The following is a 25,974-nucleotide window of genomic DNA, read 5'->3' on the forward strand; positions in this document are numbered from 1 at the left end:
CGGCCGCGCGGCGGCGGCCCGCTCCGCTGGCATTTTCCGCGATCAATCCGTATAACTGTCCCCTGTTTATTCACCGTTCTCAATACAGATACCAGACCTATGAATGACCCACTGAGCCGCATTATTGCAACAGAACTGCAGGCCCGGCCGGAGCAAGTCGACTCCGCCATCCGTCTGCTGGATGAAGGTAATACCGTGCCCTTTATTGCACGCTATCGTAAGGAAGTCACCGGGGGCCTGGACGACACCCAACTGCGCCAGCTGGAAACCCGCCTGGGTTATCTGCGTGAACTGGAAGATCGTCGCCAGACTATCCTGAAGTCGATCGATGAACAGGGCAAACTGACCGAACAACTGGCGGGGGCGATCAACGCCACGCTGAGCAAAACCGAACTCGAAGACCTCTACCTGCCGTACAAACCGAAGCGCCGCACCCGCGGCCAGATCGCCATCGAGGCCGGTCTGGAACCGCTGGCGGACGCGCTGTGGCAGGATCCGCAACAGCAGCCGGAACAGCTGGCTGAACGCTACGTCGATGCCGACAAGGGCGTGGCGGACGTCAAAGCCGCCCTCGACGGCGCGCGCTATATCCTGATGGAGCGCTTCGCCGAAGACGCCACGCTGCTGGCCAAGGTGCGCGACTACCTGTGGAAAAACGCCCATCTGGTGTCCAAAGTGGTCGAGGGCAAGGAAGAAGAAGGCGCCAAGTTCCGCGACTATTTCGATCACCACGAACCGATTTCCCAGGTGCCTTCGCACCGCGCGCTGGCGATGTTCCGCGGCCGCAACGAAGGCGTGCTGCAGCTGGCGCTGAACGCCGATCCGCAGTTTGAGGAAGCGCCGCGCGAAAGCCAGGCGGAGCTGATCATCATCAATCACCTTAACCTGCGCCTGAACAACGCCCCGGCCGACGCCTGGCGCAAGGCGGTGGTCAACTGGACCTGGCGCATCAAGGTGCTGCTGCACTTGGAAACCGAGCTGATGGGCACGGTGCGCGAACGCGCGGAAGACGAAGCGATCAACGTTTTCGCCCGCAACATGCATGATCTGCTGATGGCCGCGCCGGCCGGCATGCGCGCCACCATGGGCCTCGATCCGGGCCTGCGCACCGGGGTGAAAGTCGCCGTGGTCGACGCGACCGGCAAGCTGGTGGCCACCGACACCGTCTACCCGCATACCGGGCAAGCGGCCAAAGCCGCGGCCATCGTCGCGGCACTGTGCATCAAACACAACGTGGAGCTGGTGGCTATCGGCAACGGCACCGCATCGCGTGAAACCGAGCGTTTCTATCTCGACCTGCAAAAGCAGTTCGGCGAAGTCCGGGCGCAGAAAGTGATCGTCAGCGAAGCGGGGGCGTCGGTGTATTCCGCTTCCGAACTGGCGGCGCAGGAGTTTCCGGATCTCGACGTGTCGCTGCGCGGCGCGGTGTCCATCGCTCGTCGCCTGCAAGATCCGCTGGCGGAGCTGGTGAAGATCGACCCGAAATCCATCGGCGTCGGCCAGTATCAGCACGACGTCAGCCAGAGCCAACTGGCGAAGAAGCTGGACTCGGTGGTGGAAGACTGCGTGAACGCCGTCGGCGTCGACCTGAACACCGCGTCGGTGCCGTTGCTGACCCGCGTGGCCGGCCTGACGCGAATGATGGCGCAAAATATCGTCAACTGGCGCGACGAGAACGGCCGCTTCAGCAACCGTGAACAGCTGCTGAAGGTCAGCCGTCTGGGGCCGAAAGCCTTCGAACAGTGCGCCGGCTTCCTGCGCATCAACCACGGCGACAACCCGCTGGACGCCTCCACCGTTCACCCGGAAGCCTACCCGGTGGTTCAGCGCATTCTGGCCGCTACCGAACAGGCGCTGCAGGATCTGATGGGCAACGCCTCGGCGGTGCGCAGCCTGAAAGCGGTCGATTTCACCGACGACAAGTTCGGCGTGCCGACGGTCACCGACATCCTGAAAGAGCTGGAGAAACCAGGCCGCGATCCGCGTCCGGAGTTCAAAACTGCGACCTTTGCCGAAGGGGTGGAAACCCTCAACGACCTGCAGGTGGGCATGATCCTGGAAGGATCGGTGACCAACGTCACCAACTTCGGTGCCTTCGTGGATATCGGCGTGCACCAGGACGGCCTGGTACACATCTCCTCGCTGGCGGACAAGTTCGTTGAAGATCCGCACACCGTGGTGAAGGCCGGTGACATCGTCAAAGTGAAGGTGATGGAAGTCGATCTGCAGCGTAAACGTATCGCGCTGAGCATGCGCCTGGATGAGCAGCCGGGCGAAGGTTCACCGCGCCGCGGCGGCAACGCGCCTGCGCAGACGCGCGACAACGCCAGCCGTTCGGCGGGCGCCAACAAGGCCAAACCACGCAGCGCAGCGCCGGCCGGCAACAGCGCCATGGGTGATGCGCTGGCGGCGGCGTTCGGTAAGAAACGCTAAGTCAGAACCGATAGGGCGGAGCCTGCTCCGCCCTTGCTGATGAATAAAACTTGCGGCATTGTTTGACCCGTCTCAATAAACCTTCATCTTTTTATTTCCGCCCCGTTTGTGACCTGGTTCTCATAAATCACCTGATTCACTTCACGCTGCGCCGAATTATTAACACCGCGATTAACAATGCATTTTCATTTCACACATTATGGGTGAAACACAAATAGTTACCGCTCGCATTCAGCGTAAAGAATGTTATTAATATTCTTCGCCTCGCTAACCCAAACGAAAGAATACGCTATCGCGTTTGCAATCAGGAAAAATTCACCGCAATAATGCAACCGATTTAACGCGTCATTCTCATTTGCTGCACGCCCGTGCCGGTGGTAAAACAACGGCTATAGCAGCCCTGTCGCGTAACAGCGACAAGGTGATAATAATTGGTTACCAATACCCCTACTTTTTCTATTGAATGTGATAATGGTTCTCACTATTATTGCGTTCCGTATTATTGCATGACCTTATGGATGAATAACGCCGACGGTGCGGAGTTTTCGCCGGCTACGTCCAAGAATCATCAGTCCGAATACCATCGGTTCCCGAAAGGTTAATCACATGCATCTTCAACCGAAACACACTTATAAGATCGCCGGCTTTTCCAGCGAAATTGCGCCGGCCTATCGCCAGAAACTGTTATCACTCGGCATGTTGCCTGGCTCTTCGTTCGAAGTGGTGCGCGTCGCACCGCTGGGCGATCCGATAGAAATTAAAACCCGCCGCGTCAGCCTGGTGCTGCGCAGGAAGGATCTGGCGCTGCTGCAGCTCGACGGCCACTCCTGAGCCGGCACGCCATCCGTTTGCCGTCGCGCCCTTGCGCCGGCGCTGTTCTCCTTGAAGACGACACGCTGAATTATGAAAAAACTCACCATCGGCTTAATCGGTAACCCGAACTCCGGCAAAACCACGCTGTTCAACCAGCTGACCGGCGCACGCCAACGGGTCGGCAACTGGGCGGGCGTGACGGTCGAACGCAAAGAAGGCCATTTCACCACCCCGCAGTCCGACGTGCGGCTGGTCGATTTGCCCGGCACCTATTCCCTGACCACCATTTCAGAGCAAACCTCGCTCGATGAGCAGATCGCCTGCCACTATATTTTGAGCGGCGACGCCGATCTGCTGATCAACGTGGTCGACGCCTCCAACCTGGAGCGCAACCTCTATCTGACGCTGCAGCTGCTGGAGCTGGGCATTCCCTGTATCGTGGCCCTGAACATGCTCGACATCGCCAAAAGTCAGCATATCGATATCGACGTCGCCGCGCTCTCGGCGCGCCTCGGCTGCCCGGTGGTGCCGATGGTCTCCACCCGCGCCGATGGCATCGGCGTGCTGAAACAGATGATCGACAATCATCGCATCAACGAACAGCAGGCGCTGGTGAACTACCCGCCGCTGTTGCTGAAAGAGGTCGCCACGCTGAGCGACGCCATGCCGCAAACGCTGCCGGCGGTGCAGCGCCGCTGGCTGGCGCTGCAGATGCTGGAAGGCGACATTTACAGCCACCGGCTGGCCGGCCCCGCCGTCGCGCTGTTGCCTGCGGCGACCCAAGCGTTGCAACAGCAGCAGCAAGAAGACCCGGCGCTGGTGATCGCCGACGCGCGCTACCAGTCTATCGCCGCGCTGTGCGACGCGGTCAGCAACTCGCAGCAGGCGATGCCCAATCGCCTGACCGAGATGCTGGATAAAGTGATCCTCAACCGCTGGCTGGGCGTGCCGATCTTCCTGCTGGTGATGTACCTGATGTTCCTGCTGGCGATCAACATCGGCGGCGCACTGCAGCCGATCTTCGATATCGGCTCGGCGGCGATCTTCATTCAGGGCATTCAGTGGCTCGGCTACACCCTCCACTTCCCCGACTGGCTGACCGTCTTCCTGGCGCAGGGCGTCGGCGGCGGCATCAACACCGTGCTGCCGCTGGTGCCGCAGATCGGCATGATGTACCTGTTCCTGTCCTTCCTGGAAGATTCCGGCTACATGGCGCGCGCGGCGTTCGTGATGGATCGCCTGATGCAGGCGCTCGGGCTGCCGGGCAAATCCTTCGTGCCGCTGATCGTCGGCTTTGGCTGCAACGTGCCGTCCATCATGGGCGCCCGAACGCTGGACGCCCAGCGCGAGCGCCTGATCACCATCATGATGGCGCCGTTCATGTCGTGCGGAGCCCGTCTGGCGATCTTTGCGGTGTTCGCCGCCGCCTTCTTCGGCCAGGACGGCGCCGGGGTGGTGTTCTCGCTGTACATGCTCGGCATTGCGGTGGCGATCCTGACCGGTCTGGTGCTCAAATACACCATCATGCGTGGCGAAGCCTCGCCATTCGTGATGGAGCTGCCGGTCTACCACGTGCCGCACCTGAAAAGCCTGCTGCTGCAAACCTGGCAGCGGCTGAAAGGCTTCGTGCTGCGCGCCGGTAAGGTGATCGTGGTGGCCAGCATGTTCATCGGCGGCCTTAACAGCTTCTCGTTCAGCGGCAAGACGGTCGACAATATCAACGACTCCGCGCTGGCCTCGGTCTCCAAGGTGCTGACGCCGCTGCTGCAGCCGATGGGTGTCCACAGCGATAACTGGCAGGCCACCGTCGGTCTGGTGACTGGCGCGATGGCGAAAGAAGTGGTGGTCGGCACGCTCAATACGCTGTACACCGCCGAGCACATCAACAAAGAGGCGTTCGACGCCGCCAACTTCAACCTGCTCGATGAGCTGGGCGGCGCGCTGAACGAAACCTGGGACGGCCTGAAAAACACCTTCAGCCTGAGCGTACTCTCCAATCCGATCGAAGCCAGCAAAGGCGACGGCGAGATGGGCGTCGGCTCGATGGGCGTGATGAGCAGCAAATTCGGCTCCGGCATCTCCGCCTACAGCTACCTGATCTTCGTGCTGCTGTATGTGCCTTGCGTCTCGGTGATGGGCGCCATCGCCCGTGAGTCAAGCCGCGGCTGGATGACCTTCTCCATTCTGTGGGGGCTGAACGTGGCCTACTCGCTGGCGACGCTGTTCTATCAGGTAGCCACCTTCAACCAACACCCGCAGTACAGCCTGACGGCGATCCTGGTGGTAGTGGTGGTGAATCTGCTGGTGCTGTTCGGCCTGCGCCGGGCGCGCAGCCGCGTTACGGTGCGCCTGGGCAACGCGACGCCGGCGGCCTGCTGTCAGGACGCCAAAGGGAGCTGTCACTGATGGCCGGGCTGCTGCAGGTGCGCGATGCGTTGGCGCTGCTCGGCAGCGCCCAGGCGCAGCAGCTCAGCCAATCGCTGGCGACGCCGCTGCCGCTGGTGCAGGCGATGCTGGACCGTTTGGCGGCGATGGGAAAGGTGGAGCGCATCGAACAGGATGACGGCGCCTGTCTGAGCGGCAGTTGCAAAAGCTGCCCGCAGGGTCAGGGGTGCAGCACAGTGTTCTACCGGCTGAAGGCCTAACGATCAGGGGCGCCGCTGCGGGCGCCCCTTTGCCATTCAAGGCTTATTGCTTATCTTTGTAAACTTCAGCGATGGCGCTGAATTTGCCATGCTCACGGCCTGCCAGGATCACGTAGTATTGACCACCCTTTTCGTCCGCCAGTTTGGACAGCTCTTCCTTGGCATCCATCGGCGACGTAGTCTGCGCCGTGGTGGTCACGGTGCCGATCTTCTCATATTTACCCGGGTTCTTATCCAGATCTTCCTTGGTCAGCAGGGTTGCCGCCATGGAGCCGAAAGACACCGAACCCAGCACTGCCGCTGCAATAATCATCTTCAATGATTTCATGACACTAACCTCTCAATGGATAATTTATCTGTTATGAAAGCCGTCCAGAATCCATGCGTAGTACCGCAGGCTGCCGCGACATCCTCAGGCCTCGTTGCTTTCCCTGACGGGGCCTGTTTCCCAGAGACGAAACGCCAAAATGAAAATCGCCGCACGCGGTCTTTTCATTTTTCAGCCAACGCATTGACTCACTAAGTATTGAACAGCTTTGTCTTTTATCCACCCGGCGGCGTTTTTTTTCGCGCTCTATCGTGCGTTTTCCCGCCGCATTCAATGTGCTGCAATAAACGCTTCGATCATCGTCACAAATTCGTCGGGATGAGAGATAAACGGCGCATGAGCGGCTTTGGCCACGACCTGCGACGTAGAATTCGGCCAAGCGGCGTCGAGCAGCTCGGCGACCTTGCGTGGCACCAGCCCGTCCAGATAGCCGTAGATCCGCAGCAGCGGCAGCTCCAGCGCGGCCAAAGGCGTACGCAGATCGGCGGTGCGCAGGATCTCCAGCCCACCGTTCAACACCTCGACGCTCGGCGTCGGCTGGTTGAGCACCACCGCTTTCAGCTGACGCGCATCCTGACGCGCGCTCTCGGTACCCAGCGTCTGCAACGCCAGAAAACGCTCGACGGTGCGCTGGAAATCCAGGCTCAGCTGATGCTGGAAACCGCTTAACACGTCCGGACGGATACCCGGCCACTCATCGCGGGCGGCAAAGCACGGCGAAGAGGCCACGGTGATAAGCCCCTTGAGCCGCTCAGGCTGCATCAGCGCCGCCTGGCTGGCCACCAGCCCACCGAGCGACCAGCCAAGCCACCAGGCCTGCTGTGGGGCGGCCGCCAGCACGATTTCCGTCATCTGCTCCAGCGACAGTGCGCCGAATCCCTGGCTGCGGCCATAACCCGGCAGATCGACCAGGTGCAGGCGAAAATGCGGCGCCAGTCGCGCCTGAATGCAACTCCACACTTCGGCGTTCAAGCCCCAACCGTGCAGCAGCACAAGATCGCGTTCGCCTTCACCTATTGTTTGCCAGTACAGCGCTGTCATTGGTTATTGTCCTTTCATGATCACCCGTCTCGGAGGCTCTATGCTATCAATCCGCAGCCGCTGTTGGCTATGCCGACAGCCGTTGAGCCTGATACGTCATGGCATCTGCAGCTGCTGCCTGCGCCATCTGCCGGTAAGCCCACCGTGTTGCCCACGCTGCGGCTTGCCCGCCGGGGCGACGCAAACGCCCTGCGGCCGCTGCCTGCAACGGCCGCCGCCCTGGCAACGATTGGTGTTCGTCGGCGACTACGTGGCCCCGCTCAGCCGGCTGGTAAAAAGGTTCAAGTTCCATCGCGCGCCCGAACTGGCGCCAACGCTGGCGCGCCTGATGCTGTTGCGCTGGCAGCAGGCACGCAGAGAGCAGTATCTGAACAGACCCGACCTGATTTTAGCGGTACCCTTGCATGCAACGCGCTGCTGGCGCCGCGGCTATAATCAGAGCGACCTGCTGGCCCGGCCGTTGGCGCGCTGGCTGGGCTGCGTCTATCGGCCCGCCGCCTTGCGCCGAGTGCGCAAAACCGCCCTGCAACAGAGGCTGAGCGCCGGGGCGCGCAGACGCAATCTGCAGCGTGCATTCGTCTGCACGGCATCGGTCGCCGGCCGGCATATCGCCCTGGTGGATGACGTGGTGACCACCGGCAGCACCGTTACGGAGATCGCGGCGCTGCTGCGGCGGCAAGGCGCCGCCTCGGTGCAGATATGGTGCGTTTGCCGCACGTTGTAGTGCTACGGCAATGGGCGTATTATAACCGACTATAGAAGTCAACTATTGAGCTAATGCTATGATCCGTATAACAGATGCTGCACAGGAACACTTTGCCAAACTGCTGGCAAATCAAGAAGAAGGCACCCAAATCCGCGTATTCGTGATCAACCCGGGCACGCCGACGGCCGAATGCGGTGTCTCTTATTGCCCGCCGGACGCGGTAGAAGCGACGGATACCGAACTGAAGTTCGACAAACTGTCCGCCTATGTCGATGAGCTGAGCGCGCCGTACCTGGAAGACGCCGAAATCGACTTCGTGACCGATCAGCTGGGTTCTCAGCTGACGCTGAAAGCGCCGAACGCCAAGATGCGCAAGGTCGATGACGACGCGCCGTTGATGGAACGCGTGGAATACGTGCTGCAGTCGCAGATCAACCCACAGCTGGCGGGCCACGGCGGCCGCGTGACGCTGATGGAGATCACCGACGACAACATGGCTATCCTGCAGTTCGGCGGCGGTTGCAACGGCTGCTCGATGGTCGACGTTACGCTGAAAGAAGGCATCGAGAAAGAGCTGCTGCAGAAGTTCCCGGAACTGAAGGGCGTGCGTGATTTGACCGAGCATCAGCGCGGCGAGCACTCTTACTACTGATTCCCCTTCTTACTTGAAGTTGCAGCGTTGTTGGCTGCGTAAATCCCCAGTCACTTACTTAAGTAAGCTCCTGGGGATTTACGCACTTGCCGCCTAGCTGCAACTCCAATTAATTCGGGTATCCATTATTTGGATAGGGCTACGGTCTTCATCCTTTGTCTTAATACAACGACACGCCATCGTCACCCCACCGACACCTTGCGCCGCCGTTTGTCCAAATCCTTCAGCAGCCGGTTTATCTGCGGGTCAGCAAACATCTCTTCCAGCGTCTGGGTCAGCTTGCGTCGCCAATTAGGGTACTGGTCACTGGTGCCGGGAATGTTGACCGGATCGGCCATGTCCAGCCAGTCTTCCGGTTGCAGGCCGAGCAAGGCGCTGGCGCTGTCGGCGACATAACGCTGCAGGCCGCGGTTGAGCAGCGGGCTCATGCCGAGCAGCGCCGCCTTCTTGCCCACCTTCTGCGGCACGCAGCCATAGCGATGCAGTCCATCCAGCAGCCCCTGTTTGGCGCGTTCCCGATCGGCGAACAGCTCCTGCAGAATCTCCGCGTCCGGATACAGGCCCAGCCGGTTGCCGAGCGTCAAATCACCGCTCTGCCAGTAACCGCGCAGCGTCGGCAGATCGTGGGTAGTGATGGTCGCCATCGCCTGCACCGGGTACGCCTGCGGCGCGCGGAAATGGTGTTCAGCGTCGCTTTCGAAATACAGCACTTTGTATGAGTAAACGCCGCTGTCGCGCAGCTTGCCGACGATCTCCACCGGCACCGTGCCAAGATCCTCGCCGATCACCATGCAGCGGTGGCGCTGGCTTTCCAGCGCCAGCACCGCCAGCAGATCGTCCACCGGGTATTTGACGTAGGCGCCGCGATCGGCAGTTTCGCCATAAGGGATCCACCACAGCCGCAGTAGCACCATGACATGATCGATGCGCAGCGCGCCGCAGTGGGTCATGTTGGCGCGCAAAAGATCGATGAATGGCTGATAACCGCGCGCCGCCATTACGTGCGGATCCATCGGCGGCAGGCCCCAGTTTTGCCCCAGCGGCCCCAGGATGTCCGGCGGTGCTCCGACCGATGCTTTCAAGCAGTAAAGCTCGCGGTCACACCAGGTTTCCGCCCCGCCTTCCGCCACTCCAACCGCCAGATCGCGATACAGGCCAATCGGCATCTGTTGCTGCTGACTCTGCTCAAAACACTGTGCAAACTGCGTGACCGCCAGCCACTGCAGCCACAGGTAAAAGCGAACCCTGTCCTGATGTTCGTCGCAGAACTGCCGCACCGCTTCGCTTTGCCCATGCCGATAGCGCTCGGGCCAGGCAGGCCAACCCCACTGGCTGGCATCGTTGGCCGCCAGATGAGCGTGCAGCGCATCGAACGCCGCCTGCTGATACAGGCTGTCGCCGCCCTCAGCCACGAACTGTTCGAACGCCTGACGCTGCGTATCGTTCGGTTTGCGCGCCTCAAACAGCGGGAACGCCAGCTTCAGCGCCGCCAGCTTCAGCTGCATCACGGCGGTGTAATCCACCCACTCCGCAGCGCGCGCCTTGGCCAGCTGCTTCTGCGTCGCCGGCTTCTGCCACCAGCGCTGCGCCGCGTCGCTGCGCTGGAAATCCTCCACTGCGTTGACATCGATATACGCCAGATTCAGCCAGCGGCGCGACGAGGGGCTGTAGGGGCTGGCGCTCTCCGGGTTGGCCGGATACAGCGCATGAATCGGATTGAGGCCGACGAAGGCGCCGCCGCGTTCCCCCACCTGCTCCACCATCAGGCGCAGATCGCCGAAATCGCCGATGCCCCAGTTGCGATCGGAGCGCAGCGTATACAGCTGAACGCAGGCGCCCCACAGTTTCTTGCCGGTCAACAAGGCGTCCGGCTCGAAGCAGCGCCTTGGCGCGACGATCACGCGGCATGACCACTGCTGCGCGCCTTGGCTTAGCGTCAATTGGTGGTAACCGGCCGGCAGATCGCCCGGCAGCGTCAGGGTCTTGCGCGCGCCGACGCGCCCCTGCAGACATTCGCCGTCTTCACGCTGCAGCGCCCACAGGTACTCGCCTTCGCCCGTCGGGGTCAGCGCCAGCGGCGCGCCCTGATAGAACACCTTGACCGCCGGTAACGGTAACGCTGCGTCTTCCTGCGCGGCATCGGCCCGGTTCATGGCCGCCAGCAGCTTGCGCTTGGTCTCCGGTTCAATCGCCTGCCGCTTGCCGTGGGCATTGATGAAATCGGCAGCGATCCCTGCCTGCGCCGCCGCCTGATCGATACGCTTACGATCCATTCGCTCTCCTTAACGTTTGGCTTGCCAGATGCGCTGCTGGTAATCGCGAATCGAGCGATCCGAGCTGAACATGCCGACGCGCGCGGTGTTAAGGATAGTCCGCCGCGTCCATTCATCCCGATCGCGGTACAGTTCATCGACCCGGCGCTGCGCCTGGCAGTACGAGGCGAAGTCCGCCAGCACCAGATAGGGATCGCCGCCCTCCAGCAGGCTGTGCAGCATCATGTCGAACGCGTGCTTGTCGCCGTGGCTGAACATGCCGCTCGCCAGCTCGTCCAGAATCGCCTTCAGGTGCTTGTCTTTCTTGCGATAGCTAAGCGGATCATAGCCCTTCGCCAGTATCGCCTTCACCTGCTCCACGGTATTGCCGAAGATAAAGATATTGTCTTCGCCCACCTGCTCGGCGATTTCGACGTTGGCGCCGTCCAGCGTGCCGACCGTCAGCGCGCCGTTCAGCGCCAGCTTCATGTTGCCGGTACCGGAGGCCTCTTTACCGGCGGTGGAGATCTGCTCGGAGATATCCGCCGCCGGGATCATCAGTTCAGCCACCGACACGCGGTAGTCGGGAATGAACGCCACTTTCAGGCGATCTTTCACCAACGGATCGTTATTGATCTTCTCGGCCGCCTGGTTGATCGCGTAAATGATGTTCTTCGCCAGGTAGTAGCCCGGCGCCGCCTTGGCGCCGAACAGGAAGACGCGCGGCACGATGTCCAGATTCGGGTTGTCGCGCAGCTGGCGATACAGCGACAGGATGTGCAGCAGGTTAAGGTGCTGGCGTTTGTACTCGTGCAGACGCTTGATCTGCACGTCGAAAATAGCATCCGGGTCGAGCGTCAACCCCATCACGCCGTGCACGTAATGGGCCAGCGCCACCTTGTTGTCGCGTTTGATCTGCTGATAACGCTGGCGGAACGCCGCGTCGTCGGCGAATTTCTCCAGCCCGCGCAGCGCGTCGAGATCGCTCGCCCACTCCACTTTCAGCGTCTCGTCGATCAGGCCCGACAGCGCCGGATTGCACTGTTTCAGCCAGCGGCGCGGCGTGATGCCGTTGGTGACGTTATGGAATTTGTTTGGCCACAACTGGTGATATTCCGGGAACAGATCTTTCACCACCAGGTCCGAGTGCAGCTGCGCCACGCCGTTGACCGCAAAGCCGCTTACCACGCACAGATTGGCCATGCGCACCTGCTTGTTGTGGTGCACCGCCAGTTTGGCCCACACCGCCTCATCGCCCGGCCAGTGCTTATCCACCAATTTTTTAAACCTGGCGTTGATCTGTTTGATGATGGAGAAATGGCGCGGCAGCAGGCTGCGCACCAGTTTTTCATCCCAGCACTCCAGCGCTTCCGGCATCAGGGTGTGGTTGGTATAGGCGAAGGTGTTGCTGGTGATCGCCCAGGCCGCCTCCCACTCCAGCTGGTACTCGTCCAGCAGAATGCGCAGCATTTCCGGAATGGCGATGGTCGGATGGGTGTCGTTCAGCTGGATCACTTCATACTTCGGCAGCTCTTCAATCTTGCGGCCGGCCTGATGGTGCTTGCGCAAAATATCCGCCACCGAGCAGGCACACTGGAAATACTGCTGCATCAGGCGCAGGCGCTTGCCGGCCTGATGGTTGTCGTTCGGGTAAAGCACCTTGGTCAGCTTGTCGGCTTCTACGCCCTGTTTCTCCGCCTGCAAGAATTTGCCGTCGTTGAAATCGCTCAGGTTGAACGGATGCTGATGGGTCGCCTGCCACAGGCGCAACGGCTGCGCCACGCCGTTGCGATATCCCAGCACCGGCAGATCCCAGGCTTCGCCGCGCAGGATGAAGGCCGGGCGCCACAGTTCGCGGCCGTCGGCCTGCTTTTCCAGCTTGCCGCCGATGCCCACGTCCACTGCCAGCGCGGCGTTGTGGCGGAACCATGGGTAGCTTTCGCGCTGCCAGTTATCCGGTGCCTCTTGCTGTTGCCCATCGAGGAACGACTGACGGAACAGCCCGTACTGGTAGTTCAGCCCATAGCCGGTAGCCGGTTGTTCCACCGTCGCCATCGAGTCGAGGAAACAGGCCGCCAAGCGCCCCAGCCCGCCGTTGCCCAGCGCCGGATCGGTTTCCTGCTCCAGCAGATCCGCCAGCTTGACGTTCTGCTCCGCCAGCGCCTGCTCGACGGTGTCGTACCAGCCCAGGTTGATCAGGTTGTTCGCCGTCAGCCGGCCGATCAGAAACTCCATCGAGATGTAGTTCACGTGGCGCAGCGGTTTGGCGCTTTTGCGCGGCGCCGGCTGCGCGGCCAACTGCTCGGCCAGCGCCGCACTGACGGCTTCCCACCATTGATGCTGCGTCATCTGCTGTGCGGAACTGAGGCCGAATCGTTGCCACTGGCGGGCAAGCGCCGCCAGAAAAGCATCCTTCTTGAGCGTAGGCTGTGACATAAGGAAAACTCTCTATCCAGTAAGTGGGTCAAATTGCCGCTATCGTGCCGGTGAGAAAGCCTGACGGCATCATCCCGCCTGGGGATTAGCTGGGGAGGAGGATTGGGGCGTAGCTGGAATTGTGATCTCAGGCACTGTTTGACTCCCTTGCAACGATGCAAAAAAGCCCGCCAACGCGTGCGGCGAGCACTGAGAACGTTAACCATGACGTTAGCACAAGTATTCGCACTGCTGAAGTTTTGTCCATGGCCGGAAATGCGATCCGCCAGCGCATCACCGCGCGCCGGCAACAAACGTAAAAAAGTGTGATCGATAGCAACTTAACTCCAAGCCGATGCGGAAGCTTGTTGCAATACGTTTAGGGTTGGCAGAAGTTAGGGGGAGCTATTAATTACGAACCATAAAATAATTAGCGCCACTCCAATCCCGGCGGGAACCGCGATTTATACCCTGGAATACTATGCTGATCCCATCAAAACTGAGCCGCCCGGTACGGCTGCAAAATACCGTGATCCGCGATCGCCTGCTGGCCAAACTGGCCAGCGCGGGCAACTATCGCCTGACACTGGTCAATTGCCCGGCGGGATACGGGAAAACCACGCTGATCGCCCAATGGGCGGCCGGCAAGGCCGATCTGGGCTGGTATTCTCTGGATGAGAGCGACAACCAACCGGAGCGCTTCGCCAGCTACCTGATCGCCGCGCTGCAGCAGGCCAGCGGCGGCCGCTGCGTCAAGAGCGAGGCGCTGAGCCAGAAGCATCAGTACGCCAGCCTGTCGGCGCTGTTCGCCCAGCTGTTTATCGAGCTGGCCGACTGGCACCAGCCGCTGTACCTGGTGATCGACGACTATCACCTGATCACCAACGACGCTATCCACGAAGCCATGCGCTTTTTCCTGCGCCATCAGCCGGAAAACCTGACGCTGATCCTGCTCTCGCGCACCCTGCCGCCGCTCGGCATCGCCAATCTGCGCGTGCGCGATCAGCTGCTGGAAATGGGCACGCAGCAGCTGGCGTTTACCCATCAGGAAGCCAAACAGTTCTTCGACTGCCGCCTGGCGGCGCCGATGGAACAGCAGGACAGCAGCCGCCTGTGCGACGAAGTCGAAGGCTGGGCCACCGCGCTGCAGCTGATCGCGCTGTCGGCCCGCCAGTCCGCCTCATCGGCCCAGCTGTCGGCCAAGCGCCTGGCGGGGCTGAATGCCAGCCACCTGTCCGACTACCTGGTGGACGAAGTACTGGATCACGTCGATGCCGATGCGCGCGCCTTCCTGCTGCGCTGTTCGGTGCTGCGCTCGATGAACGACGCGCTGATCGTGCGGCTGACCGGCGAAGACAACGGCCAGCAACGGCTGGAGGAGCTGGAGCGCCAGGGGCTGTTTATCCACCGCATGGACGACACCGGCGAATGGTTCAACTTCCATCCGCTGTTCGCCTCTTTCCTGCGCCAGCGTTGCCAGTGGGAGCTGGCGCTGGAACTGCCGGGGTTGCACCGCGCCGCCGCCGAGGGCTGGCTGGCGCTGGGGTATCCGGCGGAGGCCATTCACCATGCGCTGGCGGCCAGCGACGTCAGCATGCTGCGCGATATCCTGCTGCAACACGCCTGGTCGCTGTTCCACCACAGCGAACTGGCCTTGCTGGAAGAGTGCCTCAACGCGCTGCCCTATGAGCGCCTGATCCAGAATCCCAAGCTGGCGCTGCTGCAGGCCTGGCTGGCGCAGAGCCAGCACCGCTACGGCGAGGTCAACACCCTGCTGGAGCGTGCCGAACGCACCATGCGCGAACAGAAAATCGAGATAGACCAAACGCTGCACGCCGAGTTCGACGCCCTGCGTGCCCAGGTGGCGATCAACGCCGGCAAGCCGGAAGAGGCCGAACGGCTGGCGACCGAAGCGTTGAAATTCCTGCCGCTGTCCAGTTACTACAGCCGCATCGTCGCCACCTCGGTGACCGGCGAAGTGCACCACTGCAAAGGCGAACTGGCGCGCGCGCTGCCGATGATGCAGCAAACCGAGCAGATGGCGCGTCGCCATCAGGCCAACCATTACGCGCTCTGGGCACTGTTGCAGCAGAGCGAAATCCTCATCGCCCAGGGCTTCCTGCAGGCCGCTTACGAAACCCAGGACAAGGCGTTCGAACTGATCCGCGAGCAGCACCTGGAACAGCTGCCGATGCACGAGTTCCTGCTGCGCATTCGCGCGCAGATCTTGTGGTCGTGGTCGCGGCTGGACGAGGCGGAAGACGCGGCGCGCACCGGGCTGAAAATCCTGGCGAACTACCAGCCGCAGCAACAGCTGCAGTGCATCGCCATGCTGGCCAAATGCTCGCTGGCGCGCGGCGATCTGGACAATGCCAATACCCACCTGCAGCGCTGTGAAACCCTGCTGCACGGCGCCCACTACCATCGCGACTGGCTGACCAACACCGACAAGTCACGGGTGATCCACTGGCAGATGACCGGCGACACCGCCGCCGCCGCCCAGTGGCTGCGCCACACCGAAAAACCCGGCATGGCGGACAACCACTTCACGCAGGGCCAGTGGCGCAACATTGCGCGGGTGCAGATCCTGCTCGGCCAGTATGATGAGGCCGGCGTGGTGCTGGATGAGCTGAACGAAAACGCCCGCCGGCTGCGGCTGGTGAGCGATCTCAACCGTAACCTGCTGCTCAGCAACCAGCTGTACTGGCTGCAAGAGCGCAAGGGCGAAGCGCAGCAGGCGCTGATCGAAGCGCTGTCGCTGGCTAACCGCACCGGTTTCATCAGCCACTTCGTCATCGAGGGCGAAGCGATGGCGCAGCAGCTGCGCCAGCTGATCCAGCTCAACACGCTGCCGGAGCTGGAACAACATCGCGCCCAGCGCATCCTGCGCGACATCAACCAGCATCATCGGCACAAGTTCGCGCATTTTGACGAGAACTTCGTCGATAAGCTGCTGACCCATCCGCAGGTGCCGGAGCTGATCCGCACCAGTCCGCTCACCCAGCGCGAATGGCAGGTGCTGGGGCTGATCTATTCCGGCTACAGTAATGACCAGATCGCCGGCGAGCTGGACGTAGCGGCCACCACCATCAAGACGCACATCCGCAATCTGTATCAGAAGCTCGGCGTGGCCCATCGCCAGGAGGCGGTGCAGCAGGCGCAGCAGCTGTTGAAGATGATGGGGTACGGCGCTTAAAAACCCTGATATCCCTCTGGTCTTAAACGCCGCAGAGTTGGTTACAATAGCGGCGTCCCCCAATTACGAGGCAGTCAGCAGTATGGAACAGTTCGAAGCGATCAACGTTGAGCAGGCGTACACCCGCTGGAAAGAGGGCAGCGCCGCCCTGGTCGACATCCGCGATCCGCAAAGTTTTGAAGCCGGGCATACGCCGGGCGCCTTCCACCTCACCAACGCCACCCTGTCGGCCTTTATGCAGCAAAACGACTTCGAGCGGCCGGTGATGGTGATGTGCTACCACGGCAATAGCAGCCGCAGCGCGGCGCAGTACCTGCTGCACCAGGGGTTCGACGCGGTCTACAGCATCGACGGCGGTTTCGAGGCCTGGGCCCGCCAGTATCCGCAAGACGTGGAAACCTCTGCCTGATTCCCGCCACCCGCCGTGCGTCGGCGGGCTTCCCTTCATTTTTGTGCGCGTTTTCGCGGGTTTTTCGCAGATCCGTTTGCCAGCGCTCAGGATTTCAACGTTATAATCGGCCGTCAGGGTCGCCGCCGAGCAAGCCGCGGCCAAAATCATTCACTTACGACGGAAGAGCAATGGTTAGAGTAATCGCCATATCCAACCCGCGCCTGGCGCTGGCCTTTGTCGACTATATGGCGACCCAGGGCATTCGGCTTGAGCTGCGCAACAGCGGCGAGGCGGCGGAAATCTGGCTGGCCGACGACGGTCACCTCGAGCAGGTGCAACACGAGCTGCAGCAGTTTTTGGTCGATCCACTCAACCGCCGTTATCAGGCCGCCAGTTGGCAGACCGGCCATACCGACGCCGGGCTGCACTATCAGAGCGAATCCTATCTGCACACCCTGCGCAGCAAGGCCGGGCCGCTGACGCTCGGCGTGATGGTGCTGTGCATCGCGGTCTACATCCTGATGCAAGTGCTGGGCGACGATGCCGTGATGTACTGGCTCTCCTGGCCGCAGGACAGCAGCCAATACACGCAGCTGTGGCGCTGGGTCAGCCATGCGTTCCTGCATTTCTCCCTGCTGCATATCCTGTTTAACCTGATGTGGTGGTGGTATCTCGGCGGCCAGATGGAAAAACGCCTCGGTGCCGGCAAGCTGTTCGTGCTGGCGGTGGTGTCGGCCTTCTTCAGCGGCTGGGCGCAATCGCTGTTCAGCGGCGCGCTGTTCGGCGGGCTGTCGGGTGTGGTCTATGCGCTGATGGGCTATGTGTGGCTGACGGGTGAACGGGCGCCGGAGCGTGGCCTGATGCTGCCGCGCGGGCTGATGGTGTTCTCGGTGCTGTGGCTGGTGGCCGGATATTTCGATATTTTAGGAATGTCGATCGCCAACGCGGCACACGTAGCCGGTTTAGTGTTAGGGTTATTGATGGCATTTTGGGATACGCGTCATCGCGCACACAACGAACAATAACAGCCGGGAGCTGTGCCCAGCGGGCATAGCGGGCGTTTTAGGGGATTATCGTGAAGCAAACACAGCGTCATGACGCAATTATCGAGCTGGTGCGCCTGCAGGGTTACGTCAGCACGGAAGAGCTGGTCGAACATTTTGACGTCAGCCCGCAAACGATTCGCCGCGATTTGAATGACCTGGCCGACCAGAACAAGATCCAGCGTCACCACGGCGGCGCGGCGCTGCCTTCCAGCTCGGTCAACGCTGCCTATAACGATCGCAAGGTGATGTGGTCGGAAGAGAAAGCCCGCATCGCGCAGCGCGTCGCCAGCCAGATCCCGGACGGCGCCACGCTGTTCATCGATATCGGCACCACGCCGGAAGCGGTGGCCCACGCGCTGATGAACCATAAGAACCTGCGCGTGGTCACCAACAACCTCAACGTCGCTACCCTGCTGACCGCCAAGGAAGACTTCCGCCTGATCCTGGCCGGCGGCGAAGTGCGCACCCGCGACGGCGGCATCATGGGCGAAGCCACCCTGGACTTCATCTCCCAATTCCGCCTCGATTACGGCATTCTCGGCATCAGCGGCATCGATATGGATGGCTCGCTGCTCGAATTCGACTATCACGAAGTGCGTACCAAACGCGCGATTATCGAAAATTCCCGCTGCGTGATGCTGGTCACCGACCACTCCAAATTCGGTCGCAACGCCATGGTCAACCTGGGAAACATGAACCTGATCGACTACCTGTTTACCGACCAGTTGCCGCCGCCGAGCGTGATGAAAATCATCGAGCAGTACGACGTGCAGCTGGAGCTGTGCTGATCCGGTCTTAACCTTGCGGGGCGCGCCGCCGCCCCGTTTTCCTCCCCCGATTCCCCTATCGACAGCCGTTTGCGCGCCCGCGCCATATCCATACCATTTATGTGACTATTATCACCAAACTGTTACCTCTATCACGCCTAAATGTTTTTGTTTGGTTAACTCTTGGCTTGCTTGTTGGTTTTTGATTACAATCATGAGCGAAAACGAACATGAAAGAGCTATTTCGAACATCTGGAGGAAGATGACGTGGAAACCAAAGACTTGATCGTTATCGGTGGCGGCATCAACGGTGCCGGCATCGCGGCGGATGCTGCCGGGCGCGGGCTGTCGGTACTGCTACTGGAAGCGCAAGACTTGGCCTGTGCTACGTCTTCCGCCAGTTCCAAACTGATCCACGGTGGCCTGCGCTACCTGGAACACTACGAATTCCGTCTGGTGAGCGAAGCGCTGGCCGAGCGTGAAGTGCTGCTGAAGCTGGCGCCGCACATCGCGTTCCCGATGCGTTTCCGCCTGCCGCACCAGCCGCACCTGCGCCCAGCCTGGATGATCCGCATCGGCCTGTTCCTGTACGATCACCTGGGCAAACGCACCAGCCTGCCGGGCAGCAAGGGTTTGCGCTTTGGACCAGAGTCGGTGCTGAAGCCTGAACTGAAGCGCGGTTTCGAATATTCCGACTGCTGGGTCGACGATGCTCGCCTGGTGGTACTGAACGCGCAGGAAGTGGAAAAACGCGGCGGCGAAGTGCGCACCCGCACCAAAGTGACCCGCGCCTGGCGCGAAAACGGCATGTGGATGGTGGAAGCGGTCGATATCGACAGCGGCAAAACCTTCACCTGGCGCGCCAAAGGCCTGGTGAACGCCACCGGCCCGTGGGTGAAAAACTTCTTCGACGACGGCCTGAAGCTGAAATCGCCTTACGGCATCCGCCTGATCAAAGGCAGCCACATCGTGGTGCCACGCGTGCACGATCAGCCGCAGTCTTACATTCTGCAGAATGAAGACCACCGCATCGTGTTCGTGATCCCGTGGAACGACGAGTTCTCCATCATCGGCACCACCGACGTGGAGTACAAAGGCGATCCGAAGGACGTGAAGATCGACGAGAACGAAATCGCTTATCTGCTGAAAGTGTACAACGATCACTTCAAGAAGCAGCTGGGCCGCGACGACATCGTCTGGACTTACTCCGGCGTGCGTCCGCTGTGCGACGACGAATCCGATTCGCCGCAGGCGATCACCCGCGATTACACGCTGGACGTGCACGACGAGCAAGGCAAGGCGCCGCTGCTGTCGGTCTTCGGCGGCAAGCTGACCACCTACCGCAAGCTGGCCGAGCACGCGATGGAAAAACTGGCCCACTACTACCCAGGCTGCGGCCCGGCGTGGACCAAAAACGCCACCCTGCCGGGCGGTGACATCGACGGCGACCGCGACAGCTACGCAGCCAAACTGCGCCGTGCACACGGCTGGCTGCCGGAAGCCCTGGCGCGCCGCTATGCCCGCACCTACGGCAGCCAGAGCGAACTGATCCTGGCCGGCGCCAACGGCCTCGCCGATCTGGGCGAAGATTTCGGCCACGGTCTGTATGAAGCCGAACTGCGCTACCTGACCGACAAAGAGTGGGTTGTAGAGCTGGACGACGCCATCTGGCGCCGCACCAAGCTGGGCATGTGGCTGGACGACGCGCAGCAGGCGCGAGTCAAAGCCTGGCTGGCGGAACACGCGAAAACGAAAGCGCTGTCTCTGGCTTCCTGAGCCGCAGCGTAACGAAAAAAGGGCCGGTTATCCGGCCCTTTTTTACTCTTTCTCTTCCGCCTTACAACTTCACCGGCTGAATGTGCCAGATTTCGTCCGCGTATTCCTGAATGGTGCGATCGGAGGAGAAGTAGCCCATGTTGGCGATATTCAGCACCGCGCGCCGCGTCCACTCGTCCTGATTGAGATACACCTCGTCCACCTTGTCCTGCGTATCCACGTAGCTGCGGTAATCCGCCAGCAGCTGATAGTGATCGCCGAGGTTGACCAACGAGTCGAACAGATTGCTGTAGCGCTTGGGTTCATCCGGGCTGAAGACGCCGGTGGCGATCTGCGTGAGTGCTTGATGCAGCTCGGGATCCTGCTCATAATACTGATGCGGGTTGTAGCCGTTGCGGCGCAGCTCCTCCACCTGTTCGGCGGTATTGCCGAAGATAAAGATATTCTCCTCCCCCACGTGCTCACGCATCTCGACGTTGGCGCCGTCCAGCGTCCCGATGGTTAATGCGCCATTCAGCGCAAACTTCATGTTGCTGGTGCCTGAAGCTTCGGTGCCCGCCAACGAGATCTGCTCGGAAAGATCCGCCGCCGGGATGATGATCTGCGCCAGGCTGACGCCATAGTTCGGAATGAACACCACCTTCAGTTGGGTATGCACACGCGGATCGTTGTTGATCACTTTGGCCACGTCGTTGATCAAACGGATGATCTGCTTGGCGGCGTAGTAGGCGGACGCCGCCTTACCGGCGAAGATCACCACCCGCGGCACGCGCTCGATATCCGGATCGGCTAACAGGCGGTTATACAGCGTGATGACGTGCAACACGTTGAGCAGCTGCCGTTTGTACTCGTGGATGCGTTTGATCTGCACGTCGAACAGCGCGTCCGGGTTGACCACCACGTTGAGCGTTTTGGCGATGTACAGCGCCAACCGCTCTTTGTTCTGCCGCTTGGCGCGCTGCACCGCCTGCAGGAAGCTTGGATAATCGACGTTAGCCTTGATTTCGCTCAGCTGGCTGAGATCGGTGCGCCAGGTCTGGCCGATGCAATCGTCCAGCACCGCCGCCAACGGCGGATTGGCCAGCGCCAGCCAACGGCGCGGCGTCACTCCGTTGGTTTTGTTGCAGAAACGGTTAGGGAACAATCGGGCGAAGTCGGCGAACAGCGACTGCACCATCAACTCGGAATGCAGGGCGGAAACGCCGTTGACCTTATGGCTGGCCACCACCGCCAGCCATGCCATGCGCACCCGGCGGCCGTTGGTTTCGTCAATGATCGAGACCCGCGCCAGTAGGTCGTTGTCCCCCGGCGCCACTTCCTGAACCATCTTGAGGAAGTGATCGTTGATCTCGAAAATCAGCTGCAGATGACGCGGCAAGATACGGCCTATCATGTCAACCGGCCAGGTCTCCAGCGCCTCGCTCATCAGCGTGTGGTTGGTGTAGGAGAACACCTGCTCCACCACCTCCCAGGCGTCTAGCCATTTGAATTTGTGCTCGTCGATCAGCCGGTGCATCAGCTCCGGAATCGACAGCACCGGGTGGGTGTCGTTGAGGTGAATGGCGATCTTGTCCGCCAGGTTGTCGAAGGTTTTATGCATCAGCCAGTGGCGGTTGAGGATATCCTGCACCGTGGCCGACACCAGGAAATACTCCTGCCGCAGCCGCAGCTCGCGCCCGGATGAGGTCGAGTCGTCCGGATACAGCACGCGCGACACGTTCTCCGAATGGTTTTTATCCTCCACCGCGGCGAAATAATCGCCCTGGTTGAACTTGCCGAGGTTGATCTCGTTACTGGCCTGCGCGCTCCACAGCCGCAGGGTGTTGGTGGCGTCGGTGTCGAAACCGGGGATCACCTGATCGTAGGCGATGGCCACGATCTCTTCGGTCTCCAGCCAGCGCGCCTTGGCGCCCTCCTGCTGCACGCGGCCGCCGAAGCGCACCTTATAGCGGGTGTTGTGGCGTGGAAACTCCCATGGATTACCGTACTCCAGCCAATAGTCCGGCGACTCCATCTGCTGGCCGTTGACGATGTTCTGCTTGAACATGCCGTACTCGTAGCGAATACCGTAGCCGCGCCCCGGCAGCGCCAGCGTCGCCAGAGAATCGAGGAAACAGGCCGCCAGGCGGCCCAGGCCGCCGTTGCCGAGGCCGGGGTCGTTCTCTTCTTCCAGCAGTTCCGCCAGGCTCAGCCCCATCTCGTTCAGCGCGTTGTCGATATCCTGATAGATGCCCATCGACAGCAGCGCGTTCGACAGGGTACGGCCGATAAGAAACTCCATCGACAGGTAATACACCTGCCGCACGTCCTGCGACAGCTGGGCGCGGTTGGAGCGCAGCCAACGCTCCACCATGCGATCGCGCACCGCGAACAGCACGGCGTTCAGCCAGTCGTGCCGGTTGGCGATGGCCGGATCCTTGCCGACGATAAACATCAGCTTATAGGCGATGGAGTGTTTCAGCGCTTCCACACTGACCGTAGGTGAGGTGTAACTAAACGGTGAAGTCATGGCTTTTTGATCCCTTGTAGGGAGCCCAGCCATTCGCCGTGGAATAGCTGGCCCCGCTGAACATGGGCACAGCACGCCGTGCCCCGACAATCAACCCAAACAAACGGCTGCCCGCCGCGCGCCAACCCGAGACGCGAAACGCGGGCTACAAACGTTGATAAAGCGACAGATACTCTTTCGCCGCTACCGGCCAGCCGAAGTCCACGCTCATGGCGTGGCGCTGAACGTGGCGCCAGTGTTTCGGTCGGCTCCACAGCACCATGGCACGGCGGATGGCGTTGCCCAGCGCGACGGCATCGCAATCGTCGAACACGAAGCCGCTGGCGGTGCCATCAGCCAGGTTTTCCAGCGCGCAATCCACTACCGTATCCGCCAGCCCGCCAGTGCGACGCACCAGCGGCAGCGTGCCGTATTTCAGGCCGTAGAGCTGCGTCAGGCCACAGGGCTCGAAGCGGCTCGGCACCAGAATCACGTCGGCGCCGCCGATGATGCGGTGGGAGAAGGATTCGTGATAACCGATCTGCACCCCAACCTGCTCGGGATAATCGGCGGCGGCGGCCAAAAACGCCTGTTGCAACACCGCGTCGCCGGCCCCCAGCAGCGCCAGTTGGCCACCCTGCGCCAGCAACTCAGGCAACGCCTGCAGCACCAGATCCAACCCTTTTTGGCTGGTCAATCGGCTCACCACCGCGAACACCGGCAGCGATTCATCCACCTTCAGCCCCATGGTCTTTTGCAGATGCAGCTTGTTTTTGACCTTGCTTTTCAGATCGTCGGCGTCATAGCGGGCGCTCAGCCGCGGGTCGTGGGCAGGATCCCAAATCTTGTCGTCCACCCCGTTGAGAATGCCGCTCAGCCTGCCCTGCCGCTGCCGCTCCTGCAGCAGCCCCTCCATGCCGTAGCCGAACTCCGGCCGGGTGATCTCGCGCGCATAGGTCGGGCTGACGGCGGACACGTGGTCGGCATAAAACAGCCCGGCCTTGAGGAACGACATCTGGCCATAGAACTCCAGGCCGTAGACATCGTAAAACGACGCCGGCAGCCACAGTTCGGTCACGTGATGAGCGGAGAACAGCCCTTGATAGGCCAGGTTGTGTACGGTGAACACCGAGCGCGCCGGGTGGCCGTTGGCGGCCAAATAGGCGCAGGTCAGGCCGGCGTGCCAGTCATGGGCGTGCACCAGCTGCGGTCGCCAGTAGCGATCCAGCCCCTTGGCCAGCTCGCAGGCCATCCAGCCCAGCAACGCAAAACGGCGGTGGTTGTCGGGGTAGGCGTACATGGATTGATCGTGGTACGGGCTGCCTGGCCGGTCGTACAGCCAGGGCGCGTCAATCAGGTAGATACCCACACCGTGATAGGTGCCGTAGCGCAGGCCGACCCGGCCGGCGAACGAGTCGATTTCCGCCACCAGCGAAGTGTCGGGGATGCCGTTGCGTACGTCAGGGAAAGCGGGCAATAACACCCGAACATCGGCGCCCTCGGCGATTTGCGCCGCCGGCAGCGCGCCAACCACGTCTGCGAGTCCGCCCGTTTTCAGCAGGGGGAACATTTCAGAACATACGTGTAAGACCTGCATTATCACTCCTGAAAGTCGGCCCTAAGAAGGCCTCTGGATAAGAAATAAAGCAGGCTTGCCGCTGTTATGCGTGCCGCGTTGCGCAAGCCATCGAACCGTTCATCGGGCGGCAGGCTATCGTTCTGCCGCCCACGTTAACTCACAATTTTGACAACATTTCGCGCGTCACCAGCACGATGCCGCCTTCCGAGCGATAAAAGCGCTTGCTGTCTTCATCGGCGTTTTCCCCGATCACCATGCCCTCCGGAATGTGGCAGGCGCGGTCGATGATGCAGCGCCGCAGGCGGCAGGAACGGCCGACGTTCACGTCCGGCAACAATACGGTAGAGTCGATGGTGCAGAACGAGTTCACTCGCACGCGCGGGAACAGCACCGAATGCACCACCACCGAGCCTGAGACGATACAACCGCCGGACACCAGCGAGTTCATGGTCATACCGTGGCTGCCGGAGCGATCCTGCACGAACTTGGCCGGCGGCAGCGGCTCCATGTGGGTGCGGATCGGCCAGGCGCGGTCATACATGTCCAGCTCCGGCGTCACCGACGCCAGATCGAGGTTGGCGCGCCAGTAGGCGTCCAGCGTGCCCACGTCGCGCCAGTACGGCGGCAGATCGGGGTTGGAGGTCACGCAGGACAAGGTAAACGGATGCGCCCACGCCGCCTGCTGCGCGGTGATTTTCGGGATCAGATCCTTGCCGAAATCGTGACTGGAGCCGGGGGTCGACATATCCTCTTCCAGCAGTTGGAACAGGTAGGCGGCATTAAAAATATAGATGCCCATGCTGGCCAGTGACATATCCGGATTGCCTGGCATCGCCGGCGGGTTAGCGGGTTTCTCCAGAAACTCGATGATGCGGTCGCGTTCATCCACCTTCATGACGCCGAATTCGCCGGCTTCGCTGCGCGGCACCGGCAGGCAGGCCACGGTGCATTGGGCCCCCTTCTCGACGTGGTCGATCAGCATGCGCGAGTAATCCATCTTGTAAATGTGATCGCCCGCCAGGATCACCACGTATTCGGCTTCGTAGCGGCGGATGATGTCCAGGTTCTGGTAGACCGCGTCGGCGGTGCCTTTGTACCAATGCTCGGTGCTGAGGCGCTGCTGGGCCGGCAGCAGATCGACGAACTCGTTCATCTCTTCGTTAAGGAACGACCAGCCGCGCTGAATGTGCTGCACCAGCGTGTGCGACTGGTATTGGGTGATGACGCCGATGCGGCGAATGCCGGAGTTCAGGCAGTTCGACAGGGCGAAATCGATGATGCGGAATTTGCCGCCAAAGTGGACGGCGGGCTTGGCGCGGGTGGAAGTCAAATCTTTCAGGCGCGAGCCGCGGCCGCCGGCCAGGATCAGCGCTACGGATTTAATCGGCAGCTGGCGCGCCAACATCAGGGGGTCTTTATTTTCAAACCTAACCATAGCGGACTCCT

Annotated in this window: 18 protein-coding genes; 11 read left to right on the top strand and 7 right to left on the bottom strand. The window is 61.1% G+C overall.

Going from position 1 to position 25,974, the window contains the following annotated elements:
* Positions 1 to 99: 99 nt before the first annotated feature.
* From EGY12_RS06020 to EGY12_RS06035, 4 genes are all read left to right on the top strand, one after another.
* Entirely contained in the window at positions 100 to 2,433 is a 2,334-nt protein-coding gene (locus tag EGY12_RS06020; protein ID WP_123892866.1) for a Tex family protein, read from the top strand.
* Positions 2,434 to 3,039: 606 nt separating this feature from the next.
* Entirely contained in the window at positions 3,040 to 3,264 is a 225-nt protein-coding gene (gene feoA, locus EGY12_RS06025) for a ferrous iron transporter A (protein ID WP_123892867.1), read from the top strand.
* A gap of 72 nt (positions 3,265 to 3,336) precedes the next feature.
* Positions 3,337 to 5,652, top strand: coding sequence for a Fe(2+) transporter permease subunit FeoB (gene feoB / locus EGY12_RS06030; protein WP_123892868.1), 2,316 nt, complete (start codon positions 3,337 to 3,339; stop codon positions 5,650 to 5,652).
* Entirely contained in the window at positions 5,652 to 5,891 is a 240-nt protein-coding gene (locus tag EGY12_RS06035) for a FeoC-like transcriptional regulator (RefSeq protein WP_123892869.1), read from the top strand. The genes feoB and EGY12_RS06035 overlap by 1 nt, the downstream gene beginning before the upstream one ends.
* Before the next feature lie 43 nt (positions 5,892 to 5,934).
* On the opposite strand, the gene EGY12_RS06040 is transcribed toward EGY12_RS06035, so the two are convergent.
* On the bottom strand, positions 5,935 to 6,219 hold the full coding sequence (locus EGY12_RS06040; RefSeq protein WP_033651745.1) for a YdgH/BhsA/McbA-like domain containing protein: 285 nt from the start codon (positions 6,217 to 6,219) through the stop codon (positions 5,935 to 5,937).
* Positions 6,220 to 6,489: 270 nt separating this feature from the next.
* Positions 6,490 to 7,260 (bottom strand): pimeloyl-ACP methyl ester esterase BioH, encoded by a 771-nt coding sequence (gene bioH / locus EGY12_RS06045; protein WP_123892870.1) that lies wholly within the window; start codon positions 7,258 to 7,260, stop codon positions 6,490 to 6,492.
* Between the two features lie 40 nt (positions 7,261 to 7,300).
* Between bioH and gntX the strand changes: the two genes are divergently transcribed.
* The gene (gene gntX, locus EGY12_RS06050) at positions 7,301 to 7,984 is read left to right on the top strand and encodes a DNA utilization protein GntX (protein WP_123892871.1); all 684 of its coding nucleotides are present in this window, start codon (positions 7,301 to 7,303) and stop codon (positions 7,982 to 7,984) included.
* 58 nt (positions 7,985 to 8,042) lie between these two features.
* Complete coding sequence (gene nfuA, locus EGY12_RS06055) at positions 8,043 to 8,618, top strand: Fe-S biogenesis protein NfuA (protein WP_004930777.1); 576 nt, start codon at positions 8,043 to 8,045, stop codon at positions 8,616 to 8,618.
* A 182-nt stretch (positions 8,619 to 8,800) separates the two neighbouring features.
* Here nfuA and malQ read toward each other — a convergent pair whose 3' ends face one another.
* Both malQ and malP read right to left on the bottom strand, forming a co-directional pair.
* On the bottom strand, positions 8,801 to 10,891 hold the full coding sequence (gene malQ, locus EGY12_RS06060) for a 4-alpha-glucanotransferase (RefSeq protein ID WP_123892872.1): 2,091 nt from the start codon (positions 10,889 to 10,891) through the stop codon (positions 8,801 to 8,803).
* Positions 10,892 to 10,900: 9 nt separating this feature from the next.
* Positions 10,901 to 13,306 (bottom strand): maltodextrin phosphorylase, encoded by a 2,406-nt coding sequence (gene malP, locus EGY12_RS06065; RefSeq protein ID WP_123892873.1) that lies wholly within the window; start codon positions 13,304 to 13,306, stop codon positions 10,901 to 10,903.
* 460 nt (positions 13,307 to 13,766) lie between these two features.
* On the opposite strand from malP, the gene malT reads away from it, so the two are divergent.
* From malT to glpD, 5 genes are all read left to right on the top strand, one after another.
* Positions 13,767 to 16,481 (top strand): HTH-type transcriptional regulator MalT, encoded by a 2,715-nt coding sequence (gene malT, locus EGY12_RS06070; RefSeq protein ID WP_060424501.1) that lies wholly within the window; start codon positions 13,767 to 13,769, stop codon positions 16,479 to 16,481.
* Positions 16,482 to 16,563: 82 nt separating this feature from the next.
* Entirely contained in the window at positions 16,564 to 16,890 is a 327-nt protein-coding gene (gene glpE, locus EGY12_RS06075; protein ID WP_004930790.1) for a thiosulfate sulfurtransferase GlpE, read from the top strand.
* 170 nt (positions 16,891 to 17,060) lie between these two features.
* Complete coding sequence (gene glpG, locus EGY12_RS06080) at positions 17,061 to 17,897, top strand: rhomboid family intramembrane serine protease GlpG (RefSeq protein WP_123892874.1); 837 nt, start codon at positions 17,061 to 17,063, stop codon at positions 17,895 to 17,897.
* Positions 17,898 to 17,947: 50 nt separating this feature from the next.
* Complete coding sequence (locus tag EGY12_RS06085) at positions 17,948 to 18,706, top strand: DeoR/GlpR family transcriptional regulator (RefSeq protein ID WP_004930797.1); 759 nt, start codon at positions 17,948 to 17,950, stop codon at positions 18,704 to 18,706.
* Positions 18,707 to 18,952: 246 nt separating this feature from the next.
* Positions 18,953 to 20,461: a glycerol-3-phosphate dehydrogenase gene (glpD, locus tag EGY12_RS06090; RefSeq protein WP_123892875.1), complete on the top strand. Its 1,509-nt coding sequence runs from the start codon at positions 18,953 to 18,955 to the stop codon at positions 20,459 to 20,461.
* 61 nt (positions 20,462 to 20,522) lie between these two features.
* On the opposite strand, the gene glgP is transcribed toward glpD, so the two are convergent.
* From glgP to glgC, 3 genes are all read right to left on the bottom strand, one after another.
* Positions 20,523 to 22,970, bottom strand: coding sequence for a glycogen phosphorylase (gene glgP, locus EGY12_RS06095; RefSeq protein ID WP_061872376.1), 2,448 nt, complete (start codon positions 22,968 to 22,970; stop codon positions 20,523 to 20,525).
* 145 nt (positions 22,971 to 23,115) lie between these two features.
* On the bottom strand, positions 23,116 to 24,546 hold the full coding sequence (gene glgA / locus EGY12_RS06100) for a glycogen synthase GlgA (protein WP_123892876.1): 1,431 nt from the start codon (positions 24,544 to 24,546) through the stop codon (positions 23,116 to 23,118).
* A gap of 139 nt (positions 24,547 to 24,685) precedes the next feature.
* Entirely contained in the window at positions 24,686 to 25,963 is a 1,278-nt protein-coding gene (gene glgC / locus EGY12_RS06105; protein WP_123892877.1) for a glucose-1-phosphate adenylyltransferase, read from the bottom strand.
* Between the last annotated feature and the right edge of the window lie 11 nt (positions 25,964 to 25,974).

It is taken from the genome of Serratia sp. FDAARGOS_506, assembly GCF_003812745.1.
Classification (GTDB): Bacteria; Pseudomonadota; Gammaproteobacteria; order Enterobacterales; family Enterobacteriaceae; genus Serratia.